26 protein-coding genes are annotated in these 22,376 nt (G+C 65.7%); 15 read left to right on the top strand and 11 right to left on the bottom strand.

Going from position 1 to position 22,376, the window contains the following annotated elements:
- Positions 1–8: 8 nt before the first annotated feature.
- The 5 genes from BVC93_RS16295 to nthB form a co-directional block, all read right to left on the bottom strand.
- A complete protein-coding gene (locus tag BVC93_RS16295; RefSeq protein ID WP_236949990.1) occupies positions 9–422 on the bottom strand; it encodes a MarR family winged helix-turn-helix transcriptional regulator in 414 nt (137 codons plus the stop codon).
- A 105-nt stretch (positions 423–527) separates the two neighbouring features.
- Positions 528–1,046, bottom strand: a complete 519-nt coding sequence (locus tag BVC93_RS16290) for a DUF1097 domain-containing protein (protein ID WP_083738378.1) — start codon at positions 1,044–1,046, stop codon at positions 528–530.
- 12 nt (positions 1,047–1,058) lie between these two features.
- Positions 1,059–1,445 (bottom strand): nitrile hydratase accessory protein, encoded by a 387-nt coding sequence (locus BVC93_RS16285; RefSeq protein ID WP_083738377.1) that lies wholly within the window; start codon positions 1,443–1,445, stop codon positions 1,059–1,061.
- Positions 1,445–2,041: a nitrile hydratase subunit alpha gene (nthA, locus tag BVC93_RS16280; RefSeq protein ID WP_083738376.1), complete on the bottom strand. Its 597-nt coding sequence runs from the start codon at positions 2,039–2,041 to the stop codon at positions 1,445–1,447. The genes BVC93_RS16285 and nthA overlap by 1 nt, the downstream gene beginning before the upstream one ends.
- 23 nt (positions 2,042–2,064) lie before the next feature.
- Positions 2,065–2,763, bottom strand: coding sequence for a nitrile hydratase subunit beta (nthB, locus tag BVC93_RS16275; protein WP_083738375.1), 699 nt, complete (start codon positions 2,761–2,763; stop codon positions 2,065–2,067).
- 254 nt (positions 2,764–3,017) lie between these two features.
- On the opposite strand from nthB, the gene BVC93_RS16270 reads away from it, so the two are divergent.
- Genes BVC93_RS16270 through BVC93_RS16260 form a run of 3 tightly spaced genes read left to right on the top strand, consistent with a single transcriptional unit; the run spans position 3,018 to position 5,065 of the window.
- On the top strand, positions 3,018–3,245 hold the full coding sequence (locus BVC93_RS16270; RefSeq protein ID WP_083738374.1) for a CbtB domain-containing protein: 228 nt from the start codon (positions 3,018–3,020) through the stop codon (positions 3,243–3,245).
- A 19-nt stretch (positions 3,246–3,264) separates the two neighbouring features.
- The gene (locus BVC93_RS16265; RefSeq protein ID WP_083738373.1) at positions 3,265–4,077 is read left to right on the top strand and encodes a CbtA family protein; all 813 of its coding nucleotides are present in this window, start codon (positions 3,265–3,267) and stop codon (positions 4,075–4,077) included.
- Positions 4,064–5,065: an acetamidase/formamidase family protein gene (locus BVC93_RS16260; RefSeq protein ID WP_083738372.1), complete on the top strand. Its 1,002-nt coding sequence runs from the start codon at positions 4,064–4,066 to the stop codon at positions 5,063–5,065. Before BVC93_RS16265 ends, BVC93_RS16260 begins: the two co-directional genes overlap by 14 nt.
- A 113-nt stretch (positions 5,066–5,178) precedes the next feature.
- On the opposite strand, the gene BVC93_RS16255 is transcribed toward BVC93_RS16260, so the two are convergent.
- The 5 genes from BVC93_RS16255 to BVC93_RS16235 form a co-directional block, all read right to left on the bottom strand.
- Positions 5,179–5,556 carry a heat shock protein transcriptional repressor HspR gene (locus BVC93_RS16255; protein WP_083738371.1) on the bottom strand — a complete coding sequence of 126 codons (378 nt, stop codon included), beginning with the start codon at positions 5,554–5,556 and terminating at the stop codon, positions 5,179–5,181.
- On the bottom strand, positions 5,553–6,743 hold the full coding sequence (gene dnaJ / locus BVC93_RS16250; RefSeq protein WP_083738370.1) for a molecular chaperone DnaJ: 1,191 nt from the start codon (positions 6,741–6,743) through the stop codon (positions 5,553–5,555). Before dnaJ ends, BVC93_RS16255 begins: the two co-directional genes overlap by 4 nt.
- 44 nt (positions 6,744–6,787) lie before the next feature.
- Entirely contained in the window at positions 6,788–7,411 is a 624-nt protein-coding gene (gene grpE / locus BVC93_RS16245; RefSeq protein ID WP_083738369.1) for a nucleotide exchange factor GrpE, read from the bottom strand.
- Positions 7,408–9,270 carry a molecular chaperone DnaK gene (gene dnaK / locus BVC93_RS16240; RefSeq protein WP_083738368.1) on the bottom strand — a complete coding sequence of 621 codons (1,863 nt, stop codon included), beginning with the start codon at positions 9,268–9,270 and terminating at the stop codon, positions 7,408–7,410. The genes grpE and dnaK overlap by 4 nt, the downstream gene beginning before the upstream one ends.
- Positions 9,271–9,607: 337 nt before the next feature.
- Positions 9,608–10,456, bottom strand: coding sequence for an alpha/beta fold hydrolase (locus BVC93_RS16235; RefSeq protein ID WP_236949989.1), 849 nt, complete (start codon positions 10,454–10,456; stop codon positions 9,608–9,610).
- Between the two features lie 121 nt (positions 10,457–10,577).
- On the opposite strand from BVC93_RS16235, the gene BVC93_RS33790 reads away from it, so the two are divergent.
- The 12 genes from BVC93_RS33790 to BVC93_RS33155 all read left to right on the top strand — a co-directional run bounded on the left by BVC93_RS33790 (position 10,578) and on the right by BVC93_RS33155 (position 21,796).
- The gene (locus tag BVC93_RS33790) at positions 10,578–11,189 is read left to right on the top strand and encodes a thiamine pyrophosphate-binding protein (protein ID WP_197687498.1); all 612 of its coding nucleotides are present in this window, start codon (positions 10,578–10,580) and stop codon (positions 11,187–11,189) included.
- Positions 11,174–12,232 (top strand): thiamine pyrophosphate-dependent enzyme, encoded by a 1,059-nt coding sequence (locus BVC93_RS33785; protein WP_197687497.1) that lies wholly within the window; start codon positions 11,174–11,176, stop codon positions 12,230–12,232. Before BVC93_RS33790 ends, BVC93_RS33785 begins: the two co-directional genes overlap by 16 nt.
- A gap of 19 nt (positions 12,233–12,251) precedes the next feature.
- Positions 12,252–13,550, top strand: coding sequence for an alpha/beta hydrolase (locus BVC93_RS16225; RefSeq protein WP_083738366.1), 1,299 nt, complete (start codon positions 12,252–12,254; stop codon positions 13,548–13,550).
- Complete coding sequence (locus tag BVC93_RS16220; protein WP_083738365.1) at positions 13,547–14,704, top strand: cupin domain-containing protein; 1,158 nt, start codon at positions 13,547–13,549, stop codon at positions 14,702–14,704. Before BVC93_RS16225 ends, BVC93_RS16220 begins: the two co-directional genes overlap by 4 nt.
- Positions 14,705–14,754: 50 nt before the next feature.
- Positions 14,755–17,523, top strand: a complete 2,769-nt coding sequence (locus BVC93_RS16215; RefSeq protein ID WP_083738364.1) for a helix-turn-helix transcriptional regulator — start codon at positions 14,755–14,757, stop codon at positions 17,521–17,523.
- A 61-nt stretch (positions 17,524–17,584) separates the two neighbouring features.
- On the top strand, positions 17,585–17,962 hold the full coding sequence (locus BVC93_RS16210) for a nuclear transport factor 2 family protein (protein ID WP_083738363.1): 378 nt from the start codon (positions 17,585–17,587) through the stop codon (positions 17,960–17,962).
- Positions 17,959–18,234 carry an LLM class flavin-dependent oxidoreductase gene (locus BVC93_RS34055; protein ID WP_236949988.1) on the top strand — a complete coding sequence of 92 codons (276 nt, stop codon included), beginning with the start codon at positions 17,959–17,961 and terminating at the stop codon, positions 18,232–18,234. Before BVC93_RS16210 ends, BVC93_RS34055 begins: the two co-directional genes overlap by 4 nt.
- The gene (locus BVC93_RS34050; RefSeq protein WP_236949987.1) at positions 18,231–18,470 is read left to right on the top strand and encodes a hypothetical protein; all 240 of its coding nucleotides are present in this window, start codon (positions 18,231–18,233) and stop codon (positions 18,468–18,470) included. Before BVC93_RS34055 ends, BVC93_RS34050 begins: the two co-directional genes overlap by 4 nt.
- Before the next feature lie 364 nt (positions 18,471–18,834).
- A complete protein-coding gene (locus BVC93_RS16200; RefSeq protein ID WP_083738362.1) occupies positions 18,835–19,158 on the top strand; it encodes a hypothetical protein in 324 nt (107 codons plus the stop codon).
- 101 nt (positions 19,159–19,259) lie between these two features.
- The gene (locus tag BVC93_RS16195) at positions 19,260–19,814 is read left to right on the top strand and encodes a hypothetical protein (RefSeq protein ID WP_236949986.1); all 555 of its coding nucleotides are present in this window, start codon (positions 19,260–19,262) and stop codon (positions 19,812–19,814) included.
- A 23-nt stretch (positions 19,815–19,837) separates the two neighbouring features.
- The gene (locus BVC93_RS16190) at positions 19,838–20,770 is read left to right on the top strand and encodes an LLM class F420-dependent oxidoreductase (RefSeq protein ID WP_083738360.1); all 933 of its coding nucleotides are present in this window, start codon (positions 19,838–19,840) and stop codon (positions 20,768–20,770) included.
- Between the two features lie 105 nt (positions 20,771–20,875).
- Positions 20,876–21,796 (top strand): hypothetical protein, encoded by a 921-nt coding sequence (locus BVC93_RS33155; protein ID WP_157516954.1) that lies wholly within the window; start codon positions 20,876–20,878, stop codon positions 21,794–21,796.
- Between the two features lie 271 nt (positions 21,797–22,067).
- On the opposite strand, the gene BVC93_RS33150 is transcribed toward BVC93_RS33155, so the two are convergent.
- The gene (locus BVC93_RS33150; protein WP_157516953.1) at positions 22,068–22,370 is read right to left on the bottom strand and encodes a hypothetical protein; all 303 of its coding nucleotides are present in this window, start codon (positions 22,368–22,370) and stop codon (positions 22,068–22,070) included.
- Positions 22,371–22,376: the final 6 nt, after the last annotated feature.

The raw sequence follows: 22,376 nt of genomic DNA, 5'->3' as shown, positions 1-22,376 counted from the left end.
GATCGGGCTCAGCGACCGGGTATTGGCAGCTCACTGGCCCGCGCCAACGTGCGAATGAGGTGTATCGCGGTGTCCTCGCCGAACTCGTCGATGAGTGCGGACTTCAACCCGGCCTCCTGCTTGGCCAGCTTGCGGACCTTCGACTTGCCCCGCGCCGACAGATAGGTCAACACTCGCCTGCGGTCGGTCGCGTCCACCCGCCGCAGGACAAAACCGCCGTCCACCAGCTTGTCGACAATGCGTGTCAGGGTGGGCGGCGGGATCGCCATGGCGGTCGACATCTCCGTCATGGTGAACCCGTCTCCCCCGCGCAGCGCACCGAGCACCCGCCACCCCTCGATGGTGCTCACTTCGTTGTCGAGCAGTCCCTGCGACAGCGCATCCGTCCACCACCGATTGATCCGGAAGAAGACTTCAGACACGCTCTCGATGCTGGTCGAGATCGGCACCCCTGCTCCTGACATGATCGCTTCCATTGCGAAATGTTGTTTCGCAAGCCTAACTCGGTGCGGGTCCGAACGCACTGCTCACGCGGGCTGCGCGAGCGGTGCTGTCTGAGAACCGAATACCTTGAAAACAGCCGCGGCGCCCCATTCCGAGAGAACACCGAAGCCTGCCCCTACCAGCGCGGTGATCGCTGCCACCAATGCCGGATGCGAGATCCCCGAGGTGGTGATGCCGTTGCCCGTCGCGGCCATGGTGCCCACTGTCATCGCGAATCCGAACACGATCGCCGGAGTCGCAGAGATCCACGGCAAGCGTGACACCTGCACCATGGCCAGACTGCCGATGCCCACGGCGACCGACAGCAGCAGTGCGCTGCTACTGGCCTGTACCGACAACAGGGTGGCTGTCGCGATGGCAATACCAGTCCAGTTGCACGCCACCGACTTCAGGAGACCCTTCACACCGGTGCCGACAAAGAAGAACGACGCCCAGGCCAGGAACAGCACCCACACCGGCAATGGCCACACCGTGGCCGTCATCAGCGTCGACAACATCCCGAACACCCCGACGCTGATGGAGAGCGCGGTCATCTTGGACATCACGGCCTCCGCTCAGTGGTGGTGATCATGGTCATGGTCATGATCGTGGTCGTGGTCGGCGTGGGACAGCCGCCGCGCCTCCGCCTCGGTGCGCTCGTCGAGCGCTGCGGCAGTGGCGAATTCCTTTTCGGTCATCAGCCGGCTGAACGCCTCGCCGAACTGACGGTAGTAGACCGCGGGGTCGCACGTGTCGTCGATGCCGGAGGAATCGATGACGGCGATCAGGTGCGTCTTGAACTCGTCCCAGGCGAAGGCCCCGGACTGGCACATGTGCACCACCAAACCGAAAAGCCGTCCCTGCCAGGGTGCATCGAACACCAGCTCACCGTTGGACCTCGGCAACGCCCAGTCGCTGCCCAGGTCGTCGAGGTCGGTCAGGTCGATGGTGGGCGCCGACATCACGCCCCCTGCGGGCCGGACACCAACGCGGTGCCCACCATCGAGTCGCGGCTGATCAGCGGTACCAGTTCCTCGGCACTCAAGCCGTCGGTGCCTGGGGGCCGCTGCGGAATCACCAGGTAGCGGATCTCGGCGCTGCTGTCCCAGATGTCGATCTTGACGTCATCGTCCAGCGTCACACCGAATTCCGCGAGCACACTGCGCGGTTCCCTGACGACGCGGGCCCGGTACTGGGGGTACTTGAACCACGCCGGCGGGATACCCAGCAGCGTCCAGGGGTAGCAGGAGCACAGCGTGCAGACCACCACGTTGTGCTTGTCGGCGGTGTTCTCCACCGCCACCATGTGTTCGGTCTGCAGCCCGGTGAAGCCCATGTCGGCGATGGCCGCGGTGGCATCGGTCAACAGCCACTCTTTGTACTCCGGCTCCGTCCACGCCCGCGCCACCACCTTGGCGCCGTTGACCGGGCCCATGTCATTCTCGAACGACGCCACCACGGCGTCGACGGCCTCGTGCTCGGCGAGACCCTTCTCCACCATCAGCGACTCCAGGGCGTTGACGCGCGCCTCGACGTCGGACATCGAAAGCCAGTCCATCTGTGCTTACTCCTTCTTGATTTTCAGGATCCGACGGCTTCGAGGTAGCCCTCGAAAAGGTCGGCGTACAGGTCGAATTCTTCGGTGACGGTGTCACCCCAGAGCTCGGTGGAGCTGAACTTCACCATGTAGAGCTGGTGTGGCTCCTCCACCTGTTTGTGTGCGCTGAGCGCCGGATCGCGGTACGCGCCGTACTGCTTGACCACCTCGCCGGTGGCGCGGTTGAGGTAGCCGGGCAATCGGTTGTGGGTGACCTCGTGGATGTTGCGCACCCGGACCGTGGCACCGAGTTCGAAGACGGGCGGTGTGGTGGCGGGCAGGTCGTGCGGGGTGCCGTTCCACAGAAAGTCCATCATGTTCTCGCCGAGCTTCGAGAGTGTCTCGGGCTTGGCCGGGTGGGGCGTCATGGAGGGCGCACCCAGTTCGCTCATCCGCTGATCGACCTCTTCGTGGGAGATCACGCCTTTGTCGTTGAGCAACTTTTCCACCGAGAACAGCCAGTGCGAGTAGTAGGTGGAGTCGGTGTAGTCGCTCCACTTCATCAACTCGATGCCGTGACGCTGCTCATCGAGGTTGAATACGCCCTGCTGCAAAGCCATCGCGGTGACCGCGTGCATCCGGCCCTCGAACGGGTACCGCCAGTTGGGGATCCCTGGTTCCAGGAACTCCGTGGCGATGGGGCCGAGTCCGTCGCGGCCTCCGACATCGTGCGGACCATGCATCGTTGATCATGCCTCCGATCTTTTGATTCACCTTCGGAATACTTCCAAAAGGAAGGATGCGCACTAATCGGGAGCTTTGCAATCCGCCGAGGCAGCTGTTACATGGCTTTAACCCAGCTCCTCCGTCCGTAAAGTTTGTGTTTCCAAGCCAGGTAGAACGCCGCCCCGGGTTGACGACCACCTGCGACGATCCCAAGACTGTCGGCAGCACACAATATTTGTGCAATGGAAATATCTCCGAGAAGGGAACCCCGATGTCGACACCCGATTCAGCTATCGCCACCTCACGGACCACAGCCGTCGAGCTGCCGGACAGCACCACCAGCACCGCACTGTGGCTCACCACCACCACGGTGCTCGCGTTGATCGCCTATTACTTCCTGGCCTTCGACCAGGGCGCGGTGTCGGTCTTCGGGTCCGACACCCACGTCCACGAGTTCCTGCACGACGCCCGCCACCTCCTCGGCTTCCCGTGCCACTGAGACACCGAGAGAACTGACCATGGAGAAACGACTGATCAGCCTCGGCCTCGGCGCCGGACTGCTCGCCGGCGTGGCTTCTTTCGCCTATGCCCGAATCCAGGCGGCGCCACTGATCGCCGGCGCCATCGAATACGAGGAGGCCCGCTCTCACGCCGAAGAGGCTGCAGGCGGCGGACATTCGCATGAGCAGGAGGTCTTCACCCGCGCCGTCCAGGAAAACCTCGGCGCCGGCGTGGGCACCATCGCCTTCGCAGTGATCACCGGCGCCCTGTTCGCCGTCGCACTGAGCATCACGCTGGCCACACTGCGGCGTCATCGGATTGCCTTCGATACCCGCGCCGTGGCCGCCGTGTTGGCCGGAGTCGCCTTCATCGCTGTCTGCGTCGTTCCGTGGATCGCGTACCCCGCGACGTTGCCCGGTGTCGGGCAACCCGAGACCGCAGGGGCTCGCACCACTGCATATCTCGCTCTGTTGATCACATCGCTGGTCTTGGCGGCACTGGCCGGGGTGGGCGGTCTGCGACTGGCTCCGCGAATCGGCGGCTACGCCGCGGCCGCCACCGGCATCGCGGGTTACCTGGTGGCTGTCTCCGTTGCCATCACCGTGCTGCCGTCGTACCGGGAGACACCGCAACCCGTCACCGGACCGGACGGCACCGTCGTGTTCCCCGGTTTTCCCGCCGACCTGCTGGCCGACTTCCGCATCATCACCGTGGTGTGCCAGGGCATCCTCTGGCTGGTGATGGGCGCGGCGTTCGCGGTGCTGTTGCCCCGTGTCCTCGGCATAACCCGTAACGACAACAGAACAGAGGTGCTGAGTGCGCATCGTTGAGTTCACCCCGACGCCCGACCAGTACGTCTGGACATTCGGCGGAGCCGAACCGGTCATGGAGGTGGCGCCGGGAACAGCGTTGCGGCTGTGGACCGAGGACGCCTTCGCCGGCCGCGTCACGTCGTCGTCGGACAAACCCAGTGAGGTACTCAACCCCAAGGAACTCAACCCGCAGACCGGGCCGTTCTACGTCACCGGCGCCGAACCAGGCGACACACTGGCCCTGCACGTCGTATCGCTGGAACCGGCTCGAGACTGGGCCGCCTCCACCACCATTCCGCTGTTCGGCGCACTGACAGGCACGGATCGCACCGCGGGGTTGCAGGCACCACTGCCCGAGCTGACCTGGATCTACACGGTGGATCGCGCGGCGTCGACGGCGACGTTCACCGCCCACGAAACCGACTTCTCGTTGGAGGTGCCGCTGGCGCCGATGCTCGGGACCGTCGGAGTGGCGCCCGCCCTGCGCGAGGTCCGCACCACGCTGGTGCCGGACTACTTCGGCGGAAACATGGACACTCCGGAGTTGCGGGCAGGCACCACGGTGTACCTGGGAGTCAACGTCGAAGGCGCGGTGTTCTCGGTGGGCGACGGTCACTACCGACAGGGCGAGGGCGAAACCTGCGGCACCGCACTCGAAGGCGCCATGAACGTGATGCTCATCGTGGACCTCATCAAGGGCGGTGCGCCGGCGTGGCCGCGGTTCGAACACGATGACGCCCTGCTCACGGTGGGCTCAGCGCGCCCACTCGAAGACGCGTGGCGGTGTAGCCAAGTGGAGATGGTGCGCTGGCTGCGCGAGCTGTACGGCCTGGGCGCCATGGACGCCTACCAACTGTGCTCCCAACTGTGTCTGTCGCCGCTGGCCAATGTGGTGGACGTGAACTACAGCGCGGTCACCAAGATCCACAAAGCGCTTCTGCCGCAGTCTGTTCCGTTCGCGGGCATGCACGCCAAGATGCGGGCGGCCGCAGCGCTGCTGGCGTGAAAACGACAACTGCGCGACCGGGCAGGCCGGTCGCGCAGTTGTCGTGTGTTCTCAGCGCCTCGAGCGGGGCTCGATGTCTCGTCTCCTCAGCCGCACTCCGCAAGCTTCGCGCGTCATCGTCGACTTCGGGGTTGCCACACCACGAGCGCCGTACTGGTCTTGGACACCGGATCGCGGCGCTGATTGTTGCGCGCCGCCTCCAGCTCCTGAGACATCTCGGCCAGTCGCGACTGCAGTGCCTCGACCTGGTTGGTCAGCTCGATGATCCGTTTGATACCGGCCAGATTGACGCCCTCGTCCTGCGAGAGCCGCTGAACTTCACGGAGCAGGTCGACGTCGCGCTGGGAGTACCGGCGGCCACCACCCGAACTGCGTTGCGGACTCACCAGACCGAGCCGGTCATAGGTCCGCAGAGTCTGGGCGTGCATCCCGGCCAGCTCGGCAGCCACCGAGATCAGGAATGTCCTGGCGGCGTCATCTGCCTTGCTCATAGCCGGTTACCCGCCCATCCTGCGCGCGGATCGAAGCCGCTGGCCCGCTCGGCGGCCGCGTAGGCCTCCAGCGCCTCCAGGGCTTCACCTTCGAGGTCCTTCGGCACCGCGACCTTCACCGTGACCAGCAGGTCACCGTGTCCGCCGCTGCGCTTGGGCACTCCCCTGCCACGCACCCGCAGGATTCGGCCGTCGGCCGTGCCCTTGGGCACCCGGACACCAACCTTGCCTTCCAGGGTCGGCACGGAAAGCGTTGTCCCCAATGCCAACTCGTGGAAGCTGACCGGGACCGCGACTGTGAGATCGTCACCGTCGCGTCCGAACACCTTGTCGGGCCGCACGTGCACGGTGACGTACAGATCACCCGAGGGCGCTCCCCGCAGCCCGGCCTCACCCTGACCGGCCAGCCGGATCCGCTGTCCGTCTTCGACTCCCGGTGGGATACGCACGTTGATGGTGCGTGTCCGCGTGGTGACGCCGGTGCCCTTGCACTCGTCGCAGGGGTTCTCGATGATCGAGCCACTGCCGCGGCACTCGGTACATGGTTCGGAGAACCCGAAGGCACCCTGGTTGCGGTTGACGACGCCGGCGCCGTTGCAGTTCGGGCAGACCTTCGGGCTGGTACCCGGACGTGCCCCACTGCCATGGCAGTTGGTGCACGGCGCCGGGCTGGTGAGCCGCAGAGGCATCGCCACACCCTTGGTGGCTTCCAGGAAGTCGAGTTCGGTCTCGGTTTCCAGGTCGTTGCCACGCCGGGGCCGGGTGGGCCGCTGTTGCGCGCCGCGCCCGAAGAGTCCACCGAAGAGGTCGCCGATGTTCGTGCCGCCGGTCTGGCCGGCGGCGTCGAACAGGTCACCGAGGTTGAACTCCGCACCGTCGGAACCGAATCCGCCCGGGAACCCCCCACCGGGCGTGCCGCCGTTGTTGAACCGGCGGCCGAAACCGCCGCCCGCGAAAATGCGGCGAGTCTCGTCGTATTCCTTGCGCTTGGCCGGATCGGTGAGTACCTCCTTGGCCTCCGACGCGGCTTTGTACCGGTCTTCAGCTGCAGAGTCACCCGGGTTCCGGTCCGGATGGTTCTCGGCGAGTATCTTGCGGGCAGCCCGCTTGACCTCGTCCTGGCTGGCATCAGAGGAGACGCCGAGCTCCTTGTAGAAGTCCTTCTCAACCCACTCGCGTTGGGCCATGCCGCGTCACCTCCTCACCTGTCTGCATCCTCGTATCTGCTTCCTTATTCTGTAGCCTGATCGGCTGGCGCGCCGGGGTTGTCGGCCGTGTCGGGCGCGGTATCCGCGGTGGATGTCTCGGATGGAGCGTCCACCACACCGACGAGCGCGTGCCGCAGCACCTGCTCGCCCAGGCGATATCCCCGCCGCATCACCGTTCCGATCACCGGATTCGACCCGTCGCCCTCGTGCTGCACAGCTTCGTGCAGGGAGGGATCGAAGGAATCTCCTTCGGCGCCGAAGGCCGCCAAGCCCACGCCGTCCAGTGCGGTGGCCAGCTTGTCGGCCACCGACTTCAACGGCCCCGTCTCCAGATCGCCGTGGCTGCGGGCCCGATCCAGGTCGTCGAGCACCGGCAACAGCTGGTGGATGACGCCCGCCTTACCCCGCTCCAATGCGGCCTGCTCCTGGCGGACCGACCGCTTGCGGTAGTTGTCGTACTCCGCCTTGACGCGCTGCAACGTCGCCTTCAGATCGGCGACCTCGTCGGTCTCTGTCGCCGCCGGGGCCTCCGGCTCCGGCGCGCCGGGCGCCGGGCCGGAGGACGGCTCACGTACTTCGCCGGTGGTCGGATCGATGCGCCGTTTGTCGGTGACTGTCACCGGCTCCTGCGAATCGTTCTGGCTCACTTGCGCTCCTGGTCGTCTTCGACGACCTCGGCATCCACCACGTCGTCGTCGTTGGACTTGTTTGCACCACCCGTGGCGTCGCCGCCGGCGGCCTGCTCGGCCTGGGTGGCCTCATAGATGGCCTGGCCCAGAGCCTGGCTCTCGGTGCCCAGCTTCTCCATCGCAGCCTTGATGGCCGAGATGTCGGTGCCTGCCAGCGCCGACTTGGCGTCGGAGATGGCGGCGTCGACCTTGGTCAACGTCTCCTCCGAAACCTTCGATCCACCGTCGGCTTCGCGCTGTTCCTTGACGAACTTCTCCGTCTGGTACACCAGCGACTCGGCCTGGTTGCGGACGTCGGCTTCTTCGCGACGCTTGCGGTCCTCGTCGGCGTGCGCTTCGGCGTCCTTGATCATCCGGTCGATCTCGTCCTTGGACAGGCCGGAACCTTCCTGGATCTTGATCGTGTTCTCTTTGCCGGTGCCCTTGTCCTTGGCGGTGACGTGCACGATGCCGTTGGCGTCGATGTCGAAGGTGACCTCGATCTGCGGCACGCCGCGGGGGGCCGGCGGGATACCGGTCAGCTCGAAGGAGCCGAGCAGCTTGTTGTGCGAAGCAATTTCGCGCTCACCCTGGAACACCTGGATCTGCACCGACGGCTGGTTGTCATCAGCCGTGGTGAAGGTCTCGCTGCGCTTGGTGGGAATGGTGGTGTTGCGCTCGATCAGCTTGGTCATCACGCCACCCTTGGTTTCGATACCGAGGGACAGCGGGGTGACGTCAAGCAGCAGAACGTCTTTCACCTCACCCTTGAGCACGCCGGCCTGCAGGGCGGCGCCGACGGCAACCACCTCGTCCGGGTTCACACCCTTGTTGGGCTCCTGGCCGCCGGTCAGTTCCTTGACCAGATCGGTGACCGCAGGCATGCGGGTGGAGCCACCGACGAGCACCACGTGGTCGATGTCGGACACCGAGATACCGGCATCCTTGATCACCGACTGGAACGGCTGGCGGGTGCGATCCAGCAGATCCTGTGTGATGCGCTGGAATTCGGCCCGGGTCAGCTGCTCGTCGAGGAACAGCGGGTTCTTGTCGGCGTCGACGGTGATGTAGGGCAGGTTGATCGACGTGCTCTGGCTGGAGCTCAGCTCGATCTTGGCCTTCTCGGCGGCTTCACGCAGCCGCTGCATGGCCATCTTGTCCTTGGTCAGGTCGATACCCGAGGTGCTCTTGAATTTGTCGACCAGCCAGGTCACCACGCGCTCGTCCCAGTCGTCACCACCGAGGTGGTTGTCGCCGGAGGTGGCACGCACCTCGACAACACCGTCGCCGATCTCGAGCAGCGAGACGTCGAAGGTGCCGCCACCGAGGTCGAAGACCAGGATGGTCTGTTCCTTCTCGCCCTTGTCCAGGCCGTACGCCAACGCGGCCGCGGTGGGCTCGTTGACGATGCGCAGGACGTTGAGGCCGGCGATCTGGCCGGCTTCCTTGGTGGCCTGACGCTGGGCGTCGTTGAAGTAGGCGGGAACGGTGATCACCGCATCGGTGATGTCCTCGCCCAGGTAGCTCTCGGCGTCACGCTTGAGCTTCTGCAGCACGCGGGCGCTGATTTCCTGGGGGGTGTAGTCCTTGCCGTCGATCGCGACGGTCCAGTCCGTGCCCATGTGGCGCTTGACGGACCGGATGGTGCGATCGACGTTGGTCACCGCCTGGTTCTTGGCGGGCTGACCGACCAGCACCTCACCGTTGCGCGCGAACGCGACAACCGACGGGGTGGTGCGGGAGCCCTCAGAGTTCGCGACGACGACGGGGTCGCCGCCTTCGAGAACCGCCACGACAGAGTTGGTGGTCCCGAGGTCGATACCGACCGCACGAGCCATAGTGATGCCTCCTGAATAGCTTTCATTGGGGTCTGAGTGGACCGGACTCAAGATTGCTCCCGTTGACCGTCTGCTGTCAAACCAGAGTTGAGTCTGATCCACTCAAGTTAGTGTCATTCTGACCAACGGGCTTCTTCTCGACTTTGTTCCCGGTTCCCGGGTGCAAGGTTCCGGCTGACTTGTCGGACTGCCGCCTAGCTGCTGGAACGTCATGAATTGGCAGACCTCGTGCGGAGCGCATGACATGGCAGGACCCCTCAGGACGACGCGCGACGGGGTACGTGGGAGGCGCCGCGGGCTCACCATTGCGGACGACGGCGCCGGGAATCCCACATGCTCAGCCGACCGACCGGGCCGCGTCGAGGATGACCGCCGTGACGGCATCGGGATGCGAGATCAGCGTCAAGTGAGATCCGCCGTCAAACTCGGTCACGTGAGACCCGGCCCGCGCGGCCATCGCTCGCTCGGACGTCGGGGTGATGATCTGATCGCCACTGCTGATGAAGTACCACGACGGGATCGTTCTCCACGCAGCGAACCGCGACGGGGTGTCGAATGCCGCGGTGGACGCCGCCCGTTGGGATGCCCACAGCCGGGCCGCCACGTCCGCAGGCAAGTCGCTGCCGAAATGCGAAACGAAGATGTCCTTCTTCAGGTAAAGGTCGACCGTGCCGGGCGGCGCACCGGGGTCTGTCAGTTTGTCGAAGAGCTCCTCGTCGGACTCCTGCTTCAGAACCGAATCCGAGCCGCTCAGGGAGCCGTTGGTCTCCCCGACGTCGGGTGCCGCGGCGTCGACGTACACAAGCGCCTTGACATTGGGGTTGCCTTCGGCGGCATTGGTGATCACCGAACCGCCGTAGGAATGTCCCACCAGCACAACAGGACCAGGGATCGTCTCGACGAAGATCGATACGGTCTCGGCGTCGGTGGTCAAGTTCTCCAACGGGTTCGCAATCGCTCGCACGTCGTACCCCTCGGCCTGCAGCGCCGTCATCTCACCACCCCAGCTGGACGTGTCGGCCCACGCACCGTGCACCAGAACAACAGTGAGCCTGGGTGGTTCAGCCTGCACGCCAGGGGCGCTCAGCGTGATGAGAACAACGGCTAGGACGCTGCACAGAACGCCCATGGTCGCCGTACGCGCAAAGTGCCCCATCGACTTGCTCACCTTCCTATGAACAGTCACCGCTCTCACCCTGGCCTCTCGACCCGTGCTGCGAATCCGGATAACACACGGGGGTTCTACGGGTTCGCACACTGCCAGGTGGCTGATTGGCTCACCACGACTGTTAGGACGGGAGCCCGCCATGGCGCAAATACCAACGGTGATTGGGTACGTACTGGGACGCCTTCATCAAATTGGCGTCTCCGATATCTTCGGCGTTCCCGGGGACTACGCGTTTCCGGTCCACGACGCCATCGTCGCGCATCCCGACATCAACTGGATCGGCTGCTGTAACGAACTCAACGCCGGTTTCGCCGCCGACGGATATGCGCGCCTTCGTGGGGTGGGCGCGCTGACCACGACGTTCGGTGTCGGCGAACTCGGTGCCATCAGCGCGGTGGCCGGCGCCTACGCCGAGCGGCTACCGGTCTTCCACCTCACCGGAATGCCAAACCGCAGCGCCCAGGCTGACCGCGCGCTGGTCCACCACACCCTGGGCAACGGTGAGTTCGACCTGTTCAAGCAGATGGCCGACACCGTGACTGCGGCGTCGGCCATCATCACCCCGCCAACGCCATCGCCGAAACCGAACGTCTCATTGCCACAGCACTGTACGAACGCCGGCCGGTCTACCTGGCGTTCCCGTCCGACGTCGTCGGCCAACCGGTCGCCGCATCATCGGCGACCCTGCCCCGACCCGCCAGCGACCCACGAGCACTGGCTGCCGCGGCCGACGCCGTGGCAGATGCCCTGAACCGGGCTGACACGGCCTGCATACTGCCCGGACTACTGCTCGACCGGCTCGGCATCACCGAGGCCGCCATCCAGCTGATCGAAACAGCCTCTTTGCCGTTCGCGACCATGTTCGCCGACAAGTCGGTGATCGATGAGGATCACCCCCACTACATCGGTATGTACGACGGCCGCCTGATGGACCAGAGCGTACGGGAATTCGTGGAATCGGCCGACGTGGTCGTCACGATCGGGACGATGCAGACCGACTTCAACACCGGCGCGTTCACCGCGCATCTGGACCCGGCCCGAACCGTCGACATCCAGCTGCACTCGGCCCGTATCGGCGCGACCGTCTTCCAAGACGTCGAAATGGCCGATGTACTCCTCGAGATCGCCGAGCGCGACCTCAAACGCCATGCTCCCGTAGAGCTTCGACCGATCACGGCAGGGTCCGTCGGCGGCATCGCCGATGACGCCATCACCGCCGAACAGCTCTACCCACGGTGGGCGAACTTCATCGCACCCGACGACATCGTCATCGCCGAAACGGGCACGTGCTCCATGGGGCTGGCGTTCGATCAGCTACCGCACGGGGCGCGGTTCTACAACCAAGCCCTATGGGGTGCGATCGGCTGGGCCACCCCGGCAGCTCTCGGCGCGGCCGTCGCAGAACCCGGGCGCCGGGTCCTGTTGTTCACCGGTGACGGTTCCCACCAAGTGACAGCACAGGAGATCTGCCAGTTCCATCGCCTCGGCTTACGGCCGATCATCCTCGTACTCAACAACTCCGGCTATCTCATCGAACGCTTGTTGTGTACCGACCCCGACATCGCCTACAACGACGTCGCTGCTTGGAATTACGCCACCCTGCCACACGCGCTCGGCTGTGAGGGTTGGTTCACCGCCCGCGTCACCACCCTGGGTGAACTCGACGCGGCATTGAGCACCGCGGCGGCGGGCCACACCGCGGCCTACATCGAGGTCGTCACCGGCCCCTACGAATACCCGCCGCTGGCCCGCCACCTCCACGACAACGTCTCGAGCCTCTACCACCTCACTTGAGACCAGAAAAGGACCCACCGTGACGACGCGTTCGGAACAGCAGAGCTGGTCACTCGACATCGCCCTGGCCCAAGGCGGATTCAACGCGCTGCACCCCGGAGCCAAGGGCACCCTGGAACTGCTCGGCCACGACCACACCGACTTCGACAAGGTCTTCGCATTGGTGCAGAGCGGCGCGATGCTGCCCAAGGCGTGGGCACAGATCGCCGGGCAGGCGCAGGCGCGTGCCCACCACCACGAGACCCACGGCTTCCGGCGCACGGCTTCGGACCTCTATCTGCGCGCGGCGGTCATGTACGGACGGGCGCAGTACTCGATCTTCGACAGCGGCGACGCCAGGAAAACCGCTCTGCGCCAACGTTGCGACCATTGCGTCGCCCGACTGGCCGAGCTGCGCGACAACCGGGTGCGGCGTGTCGAACTCGACTTCGACGGCAAGACGCTGTTCGGGCTTCTGCACCTGCCCGCGGCGACGGTTCGCCACGCGCCCGCGGTCATCCTCGGCCCGGGGATGGACATGATCAAGGAGGACTACATCCTCGCCGCGGAGCGCTTCTACACCAACCGCGGAATCGTGGCGTTGTCGATCGAAGGCCCGGGCCAGGGACAGACACGGTCGTTGGGCCTGACCGTCGGCCTGGACAACTACGAGCGGGCCATTGAGAGATACGCAACCTACTTGGCCGGCCTGCCGGAGGTCGACGAAACGCGCATCGGGATGTTCGGCATCAGCATGAGCGGTTACTGGGCGCTGCGGGCGATGGCCTCACCCGATACCCAGCTACGGGCCGCCGCGACCTTCGAGGCTGTCTCCGGTGATTTCGAAACCATCTTCGAGGCTGCCCAGCCCAGTTTCAAGAACAACTACATGTACATGGCGGGGTACACCGACGAACATGCCTTCGACGAGGAGCTCAAGAGGCGGATGCCGTTGAGCGACTTGGTTACCCGCATCACCAAACCCGTCCTGCTTGGCATCGGCGAGTTCGACGAGCTGACACCGGTGGAGAACGCGATCGCGACCTACGAACGCATCACCGCCCCGAAGGAGATGCGGGTGTACGAGGGGCAGTTCCACCCGCTCGGCGGGGTGGCGGCCGAGGTCTTCGCATTCGGCGCCGATTGGGTTCTGCGGGCACTCGACGGCGAGTTCGACCAGCCCGGCCGCGACGAACGTCATTTCATGCGCGCCGACGGCGCGGCGACCGAGGGATCCGCCGATCCGCAGTGGTGGCTCGGCGCGACGCCACCGGCACTACAGGACGTCAGGTCGGCGGGTGCAGCGTCGTCAACCAACGGATCCGGAGGAACACCATGACGACACTGGAGGACAACCCGGTGCCAACCATTCGCGGCGACGAAGGCGCCACCGTGTTGGGACCCGACAACGTGGCGATCGGAGCCCAGAACCCCGGCTCTCCGGACACCGATGCCGGTAGCCTTCCGAACCTCAAGTGGTCGTTCGCCGCGTCTCACAATCGGTTGTTGAGTGGAGGTTGGGCGCGGGAAACCACGGTGCGCGAACTCCCGGTCGCAACCACGCTGGCCGGCGTCAACATGCGGTTGAGAGCGGGTGCCTACCGCGAACTGCACTGGCACCGCGAGGCGGAGTGGGCGTTCATGCTCGCCGGCAGCGCGCGTATCGCCGCCATCGATCCGCAGGGTCGCAACTTCATCGACGACATCGGCCGCGGAGATCTGTGGAACTTCCGCGCCGGATTCCCGCACTCGATCCAGGCGCTCGAGGATTGCGAGTTCCTGCTGGTGTTCGACGACGGCAACTTCTCCGAGAACGAAACCTTCCTCGTGACCGACTGGTTCGCGCACACCCCGAAGCACGTACTTGCCAAGAACTTCGCGGTGCCCGAGTCGGCGTTCGACGACATACCCAAGGCCGGCGACATCGACCACACCCGTTACATCTTTCCCGGCGACGTGCCGGGGGCTCTGGTAGACGACATCGCGGCTGTGCAGTCGCCCCACGGGACCGCCGAGCCGATGAGCCATCGACTCTTGGCCCAAGACCCCATCGAAGTGCCCGGCGGAAGCGTGCGCATCGCCGACAGCAACAACTTCCCCGCCGCCTCGACCATCGCTGCCGCCTGGGTGGAACTCGCACCTGGCGCCGTGCGCGAAATGCACTGGCACCCCGACAACGACGAGTGGCAGTACTGGGTGTCAGGGCATGCCCGAATGACCGTCTTCGGATCGAGCGGTAAGGCCCGCACGTTTGACTTTTACGGCGGTGACGTCGGATACGTTCCCAGCGCCATGGGCCACTACTTCGAGAACGTCGGCGACGAACCCGTCCAGATGCTCGAACTGTTCCGCAGCGACCACTTCGCCGATGTCTCGGCGAACCAGTGGCTCGGGCTGACACCGCCCGACGTCGTCGGCGCCACCCTGAACTTGAGCCGCTCCACGATCGACGCTCTACGCAAGGACAAGCCCCTGATAATGCCGGCGGACTGACACATTCACATCCTTCGCCACATGGGATTGGACATGCGACGATATGCCCCGTGACCAGCGACGCCGGGCCAAAGGCGCTCCTCGGCAGACATCGTGAGCAGCAGACGCTGATCGACCTGCTCGACGGCGCGCGCACGGGCCGAAGCGGGGTTCTGGTGGTACGAGGCGAGCCTGGTATCGGCAAAACTACGCTGCTCAACGATGTGTCGGAGAGGGCGTCCGACTTCGAGGTCGTGCGTATCACCGGCGCGGAGTCGGAACTGGACCTCACCTGGTCGGGTTTGGAGCAGCTCTGCTCAGCGCTGCACGGTTCCCTGTTCAAACTCCCTTCACCGCAACGACGGGCGATGCAGGCCGCCGTCGGACTCCTCGACACACCTGCCGGTGCCACCCCCGACCCCCTACTGATCGGGTTGGCGACGCTGAGTCTGCTCGCCGAGGCCGGCCGCCGCCGCCCGACCCTCGTCGTCGTCGACGACGCCCAGTGGGTCGACGCCCCGTCGTTGCAGGCCTTCGCGATCGCGGCGCGCCGACTGTTGGCCGAGCATGTCGCCGTTGTGTTCGGGATGAGAGACCACGGTGCCGAACGCACCCTGGGGAACCTGCCCGAGCTGGAGTTGCACGGGCTCGATCGGCCGCACTCCGAAGCTCTCCTGCACGCCGCCGTGCCGTGGTTGGTCGACGAATACACGCGAGAGACCCTGCTGTCCGAGGCGCGGGGAAATCCCCTGGCACTTCTCGAACTTCAGAAGTCACTGCATTTCACCGAGTTGGCCACCTCCCACGGCGTCGGTAACTCCACCACCCGGGCGACCGGTATCGAGATGAGCTTTCACCAACGCCTACAACAACTTCCGGTGCCGACAAGAACACTGCTGTTGATCGCGGCAGCCGAACCCGCCGGAAACCCGGATTGGATATGGGCAGCCGCCCTCCGCCTCGGCATCGACGCCACCGCGGCCGAACCCGCCGAGGCAGCTGAGTTGATTCGGCTCGACAACGGCATTCGCTTTCGCCATCCTCTCGTCCGATCAGCCCTCTATCGCTTCGCCCTCGCCTCGGAACGACGACGCGCCCATGCCGCGTTGTCCTCAGCAGCAGTAGCGGGGGTGAGCGAACAGGACTACGCATGGCATCGCGCGCAGGCGGCATCCGGCCCTGACGAGCAACTCGCGGCGGAATTGGCGCTCGCGGCGGCGCCTGCACGGGTCCGCGGAGGCGCCGCCGTCGCGGCCGCATTCCACGCCAGGGCCGCGGAACTGACGCGCGATCAACACCAGCGGCGCCGGTGGTTGCTCGAGGCAGCAGCCGCGTCGCTGGACGCCGGAGCTGCAGCAGCCGCGTCGCAATTCATCGCACTCGCCAACGGCGTCGACGACGCACAAGGCGACGAATCGCTTTCCGCTCACACCGATCTACTACGGGCCCGGCTCGCGCTGAGCAGCCGACGCGGGCGCGACGCTCCCGGACTTCTCCTCGCCGCAGCCGAAGGTCTGCGCACGATCGACGCCTCGGCGGCGCGCGAGACCTATCTCCAAGCGATCATGGCGGCGCTCTTCGTCGGCCATCAGGCAACGGACGAGAGCACCTCGGCGCGTGCGATCGCGGCTGCTGCTCGCGGCGCTCCGCGTCCGACATGGCAACCGCGGGCGATCGATCTTCTCCTGGACGCCCTTGTCCTGCGGCTGACCGGCGAATACGCCGCCGCCGCACCCGCCATGCGAAAGGCCCTGGACGCCTACCTCCGCGAGGACCTCGAGGGCACGTCTGACCCGCGCTGGCACGCTGTCAGCCATGCCGTCAGCCTCGACCTCTTCGATCCGCGGGCCTGCACCGCGTTGGCGACGCGGCATCTCCAAAAGTTGCGTGCAGCAGGAAATCTGACCGTTCTTGCCAGCGCGCTCTTCCAGAGCGCGGGACTGAGCGTGTACGCCGGTAGGTTCGACCAGGCGACGACGTTGCTGGAAGAGGCCGATGCTCTCATCGCCGCAACCGGAACTCCCGCCCACGGTTCCATCCGCCCCATACTTGCCGCCTACCGGGGCCAGGAACAGCTGTGCCGCACGTTGGTGGAATCCGCTGTCGAGGAATCGACGTCCCGAGGCGAGGGTGGGGAGGTCACCCTCGCCCTGTGCGCAAAAGCCGTCTTGTACAACAGCTTAGGACAGTACACAGAAGCATTCGAGGCATGCGGCTCCCTCGCAAGGCTCGACGAGGTCGGATACTACGGGTACGTTTTGGTCGAGACAGTGGAGGCCGCGAGCCGCTGCGGCCAGATGCAGACGGCGAGGGAGGCGGCCAGCCGAGTCGCCGAACTGGGGGCCTCCACTGGAACTGCACTGGGGCTGGGCCTTGCCGCGCGGTGCGCGGCCCTAGTCGACGAGACCGATGGAGCCGAAGACGAATACCGGAGCTCGATAAGCCATCTCCGCGACGGGTACGTCGTCTATCTCGCACGCACGCAGCTGGTCTACGGCGAATGGTTGCGCCGTCGTCGCCGGAAAGCAGACGCGAGGAAACAGCTACGAACCGCCTATGAGACGTTCTCCAACATGGGGGCTGCGGGTTTCGCCGACCGCGCGCGGCGCGAACTGCAAGCCGCCGGCGAAACGGTACCGGCGCGCGCCGTCGTGGCCAACGCGACGCTCACCACCCAGGAAAGGCACATCGCCCGGCTGGCGCGGGAGGGCTACACCAACGGCGAGATCGCCAGTCAGCTGTTCCTCAGTGCGCGCACCGTGGAATGGCACATGGGCCACATCCTGACCAAGCTCGGAGTCTCGTCGAGGCGAAACCTCCGCGATATCTCGTTGGACTGAGCGCAGCACCGGTACTTTCTGCGGGTTCGTCGCGAGCTCTGCGACGGTTTGATCGGTGCCCATGGACCGGTCACTCGCGAATGCCTCCCCATCGGCACTGCCCGCCGTGATTTCGGCATACCTGACGGCCTCCGAGAAGCGTGACGTGGATGCCACCGTCGCGTGCTTCAGCGACGATGCCACCGTGCTCGACGAGGGCGTACAGCGGCGCGGAATGACCGAGATCCGCCGCTGGCGCGAAGACGTCGACACGACATTCCACTACACGTCCACGCTGACACGGTGGTCTGTGGTCGGAGCCGCCGAAGGCACTCAGCGCTACGAGGTGACCCTGCATCTACGGGGCGACTTCCCCGGCGGTGAGGTCGACCTGGTCAACGCCTTCACCATCCGCGACGGCCGTATCGTCGATCTTCGCATCGTGCCGGCGGCATCATGACCACACCGTTGCGATCCCGCCTCGGCACGTTCGGAGCTTGGTTGCATCCCGGCTACGGCGACGCCGCACGCACCGAGTTCGCCGCCGAGGCCGAGGAATTGGGCTATCCCACGGTGTGGCTCGGCCTGGGCGCCGCATCCGTCACCGATCTGGCGTTCGCCGAGAGAATCCTCGAAGCCACCGAATCGATCATCGTGGCGACCGCGATCGTGAACATGTGGACCAACGACGCCAACCCCTACCTCACCTTGAGCAACTACACGAAACCTTGAGCAACTACACGAACAACCTGCGCCGGTACGGCTACACCGACGCCGATCTCGACGGCCAGGGCAGCGACCGTCTCATCGACGACCTGGCGCCGCACGGCACCGTCGAGGACGTCGCGGCACGTGTACATGAGCACCTGGCTGCGGGCGCCGACCACGTGGGGGTGCAGATCCTGACCGCCGACGGGGCCAGCCCGATGCCCGGCTACCGCGTTCTGGCGGCGGAACTGTCCAGCTGAAGGCCAGGATGTCGGCTTCGACGCCGCCGGCTCGTATGGCATGCCTGCCATCCACGGCCGAACACAGTGGGCTGCCCAGCGCCCCAAGCCTTGTAGAACAACTCCCGGAAATCGGGGCAAGCCGCTCAAGGATTCCGACAGCTTGTTGGACTTCACCTTCCGACCAAACTGTCATGATCGGCGACTTCCCACATCGACGACTCCGCGTTGACCGAGCACTTTCTGCCAAGCCTGGTGTATTGGCTGCCAACCGGGAAATGGGGTGCTGACGTGCGCGGTTATGCCTGGCAGACCGGAACGAGAAACCCCTCCCGCCCCGATCCGAACACCACGTAGAAGAACCACCCAGAGAGAAGCAGAGATCATGACCAAGTTCGGATTCGCCACCGCCATCGCCACCGCCGCCACCGCGACGTTCCTGGGATTGGCTGCCCCCGCGATGGCCGCCCCCACCGGAGCCGGCAACGCCCAAGACACCATCTCCAGCCTGCAAGACCAGGGCTACAAGGTGATCGTCAACCGCCTGTCGGACACCCCGTTGGCCGATGCCAGCGTCGTCTCCGTCGGTGCAGGCCCGACCTTCCAGCACACCAACGCCAACAACCGCAGCGAAGGCGGCTACAGCCCCAACGCCGACAACCAATTCGCCCCCGACAACGTCAAGACCGTCTACGTCAACGTCCGCTGAGTATCCACCGCAGGCTATGGGCTCCCCGATGCCGACCCGTTAGCGAATCGAAACCGAGTCACAGGCTGAACATCCGTAACAGCGGGCATACGCTCGACATGGTGGCGATTCCGAAGAAATGGGCGTTGGTCAGCGCATGTGCGCTGGCCGCGTCGGTGCTGGCCGGGTGCTCGTCGACCACGGACGGTGAGCCCACCTCGGACGGCGCCGGCACCTACGTCGAACCCACATCCCAGACACCGCGGCCGTCGACCACCACTCCGACCACCACCGCGGCGCCCTTGCCCACGGCAACAGCCGCCCCACCGCCCCAGGTTGAACAACTCCCCACCAACGAGCAGGGCTACGTCTACATCGAGACCAAATCCGGCCAGACGCGCTGCCAACTCAACGCCCAGACCGTCGGCTGCGAGTCCGCGTTCGAAAACTCCCCCGTGGTGGACGGCGCACCCGCCAATGGCGTGAGCATCTCCTCCGACGGCAGCGTTCAGTGGGTGCTGGGCAATCTGGGCAACATCCCCACCGTGACCATCGATTACCGCACCTATCAGGCCGCCGGTTGGACCATCGCCGCCGACAGCGACGGCACCCGGTTCACCAATGACAGCACTGGCCACGGGATGTTCGTCGCCGTCCAGGGCGTCGAGACCTTCTAGACGGAAAGCCTAAGGTGGCGCGAGTGGACTTTCGCGTATTCGTTGAACCTCAGCAGGGCGCCTCGTACGCCGATCAACTCGCCGTAGCCCGGGCCGCCGAATCCCTCGGTTACTCCGCCTTCTTCCGCTCCGACCACTACATCGCCATGAGCGGTGACGGCCTGCCCGGCCCCACCGACTCCTGGGTCACGCTGGGCGCCCTGGCCCGTGAGACCTCGACCATCCGGCTGGGCACCATGGTCACCTCCGCCACCTTCCGCCACCCCGGCCCGCTGGCCATCTCCGTGGCCCAAGTCGACGAAATGAGCGGCGGCCGTGTCGATTTCGGACTCGGAGCCGGATGGTTCGATAAGGAACACCAGGCCTATGCCATCCCGTTCCCGCCGCTGGGTGAACGCTTCGATCGCCTGGAGGAGCAGCTCGACATTTTGACCGGACTGTGGAGTACACCGGTCGGCGACACCTTCGACTACAACGGCAACTACTACTCCATCACCGATTCGCCTGCACTGCCCAAGCCCGCGCAGCCGTCGGGGCCGCCGATCATCGTGGGCGGCAAGGGCAAGAAGCGCACCCCGGGTCTGGCTGCCAAGTTCGCCGCCGAGTTCAACGTGCCGTTCTCCCCGCTGGAGGAGATCACCACCCAGTTCGACCGCGTCAAGGAAGCGGTCGCCGGCGCGGGCCGGGCTCCCGAGTCGATGCTCTATTCGGCGTGCTTCGTGGTGTGTGCCGGCCGCGACGACGCCGAGGTGGCCCGCCGTGCGGACGCCATCGGCCGCGAGGTCGACGAACTGCACACCAACACCCCGCTGATCGGCAGCCCGGCGCAGATCGTGGACAAGCTGGGCCCCTTCCTGGACGCCGGTGTGCAGCGGGTGTACGCACAGGTGCTGGACATGAGCGACCTCGACCACCTGGAGTTGTTCGCCGACGGTGTGGTCCGGCAGTTCGCCTAAAGCGGTCGACGAGCCCGAGGAACGAGGGCGAGGAAGGGCCGCCACCGGGGAGCTAACTGCACTTCTGCTCCATCAGCGCTGGCGGGGCCGTTAAGCTCGGTAGCTGTGGCTACACACGAACCCGAGCCGGGGGCCGGGTTCTTCGGTGGGCGCGCTGACACCGAAGAGGCGGCACCCGAGAGCGCTCCGCCGCCGCGGCGCAGCGAGTTGCCCGATCGTCCCGCCGAGCAGGGGCAACACGGATTCTTCAGCTCCGATCGCGGTGATGACAGCGCAGGATTCTTCGGAGGCTCGGCGCCGGCGGTTCCCGACGCACCACTTCCGCAACCCAAACCCAAACCCGAACCGGAACCGGAACCCGAGCCGGAACCGGAACCGGAACCGACTCCACCGCCACAGCCAAAGCCGGAAACCACGTCCAGCTTCTTCACCGGCACCACATCGGCGCCTGCGGACGTCACTTGGCCCGACCCCGAACCCACGCGGTATTCCGGCCAGGACGACGCGGACACCGACCCGAAAATGCGGATGCCGTTCGTCGCACCGCCCCCGTACGACGACTACGACCCCTTCGGCCCGAATGCCTACCGCCCCGAGGAAGCCTGGTATCGCAGCTCGTCGGCAAAATTGGCGCTGGTCGCCATCGGCGCGGCCGTGATCGCCCTGGTGGTCGCCGGCTCCCTGCTCCTGGCCGGTGGCGGCGGCGACGAACCGGACGAAGCCGTGGCCCCCGCCCCCAGCTCCGAGGCTCCCACCGCGGAGTCGACCCCGCCGGCGTCGAGCACGACACCGCGCCTGGCTCCCACCAGCGCACCTCCGCCACCCCCGCCGCCTCCACCACCCCCTCCTCCACCGCCGCCGTCGGCCGAGAACCGCAACACGTATGTGCCGCAGTACACCCAGCGGCCGCGCAGCACATGGACTCGTCAGGCGCCGGAACCCGGCGGCCAAGGCAGTAGCACGCGCAACAACCGCCCGACGCAGAATTTCCCGACCGCGGGCCGCAACCCGAACTGGGAGCGTTAGCTAGTTACTATCGGCTCGTGGCGCGTAACGACGATCCGAACGAGTACTCCGATCAGGACCCGACGCAGTACGCCAACTACACCGGTGACAGCGGAACCGGGGGCACCGGTGGTCAGGCATACAGCGAGTACCAGGGCCCGGAGTACAACCAGACCGACTACGGCTACCCCACCGGCTACGAGCAGGCGCCGGAACCCACACCATGGTTCAAGAAGCCTCCGGTGTTGGTGGGCCTGGGCGCGGTCGCGGTCATCGTGCTCGCCGGCATCATCTACCTGGTCACCGGGCTGACGGGCGATTCCTCCAGCACCACCGACACGTCGACCACCTCCACGACCTCCACCAGCGAGGAGGCGACCACACAACCGGTGGCACCCGTTCCGGGGCAGACGGAGACGGTCACCATTCCGCCGTCCACCACCGAGACCACTGCACCGACGACCACCACGACGCCGACCCCGACGACGACAACCACCACGACAACGACGACGCCCACCACCACGACAACCACCACCACGGTCCCGCCCAGCACAGTCACCCAGACCGAGACCGAGACGCAGACCGAAACGGTCACCCAGCC

The sequence above is a fragment of the Mycobacterium sp. MS1601 genome (genome assembly GCF_001984215.1).
In the GTDB taxonomy this organism is placed as follows: domain Bacteria; phylum Actinomycetota; class Actinomycetes; order Mycobacteriales; family Mycobacteriaceae; genus Mycobacterium.
The sequence above is the reverse complement of the archived record's forward strand: the minus strand, read 5'-3'. Positions and strand labels throughout refer to the sequence as shown.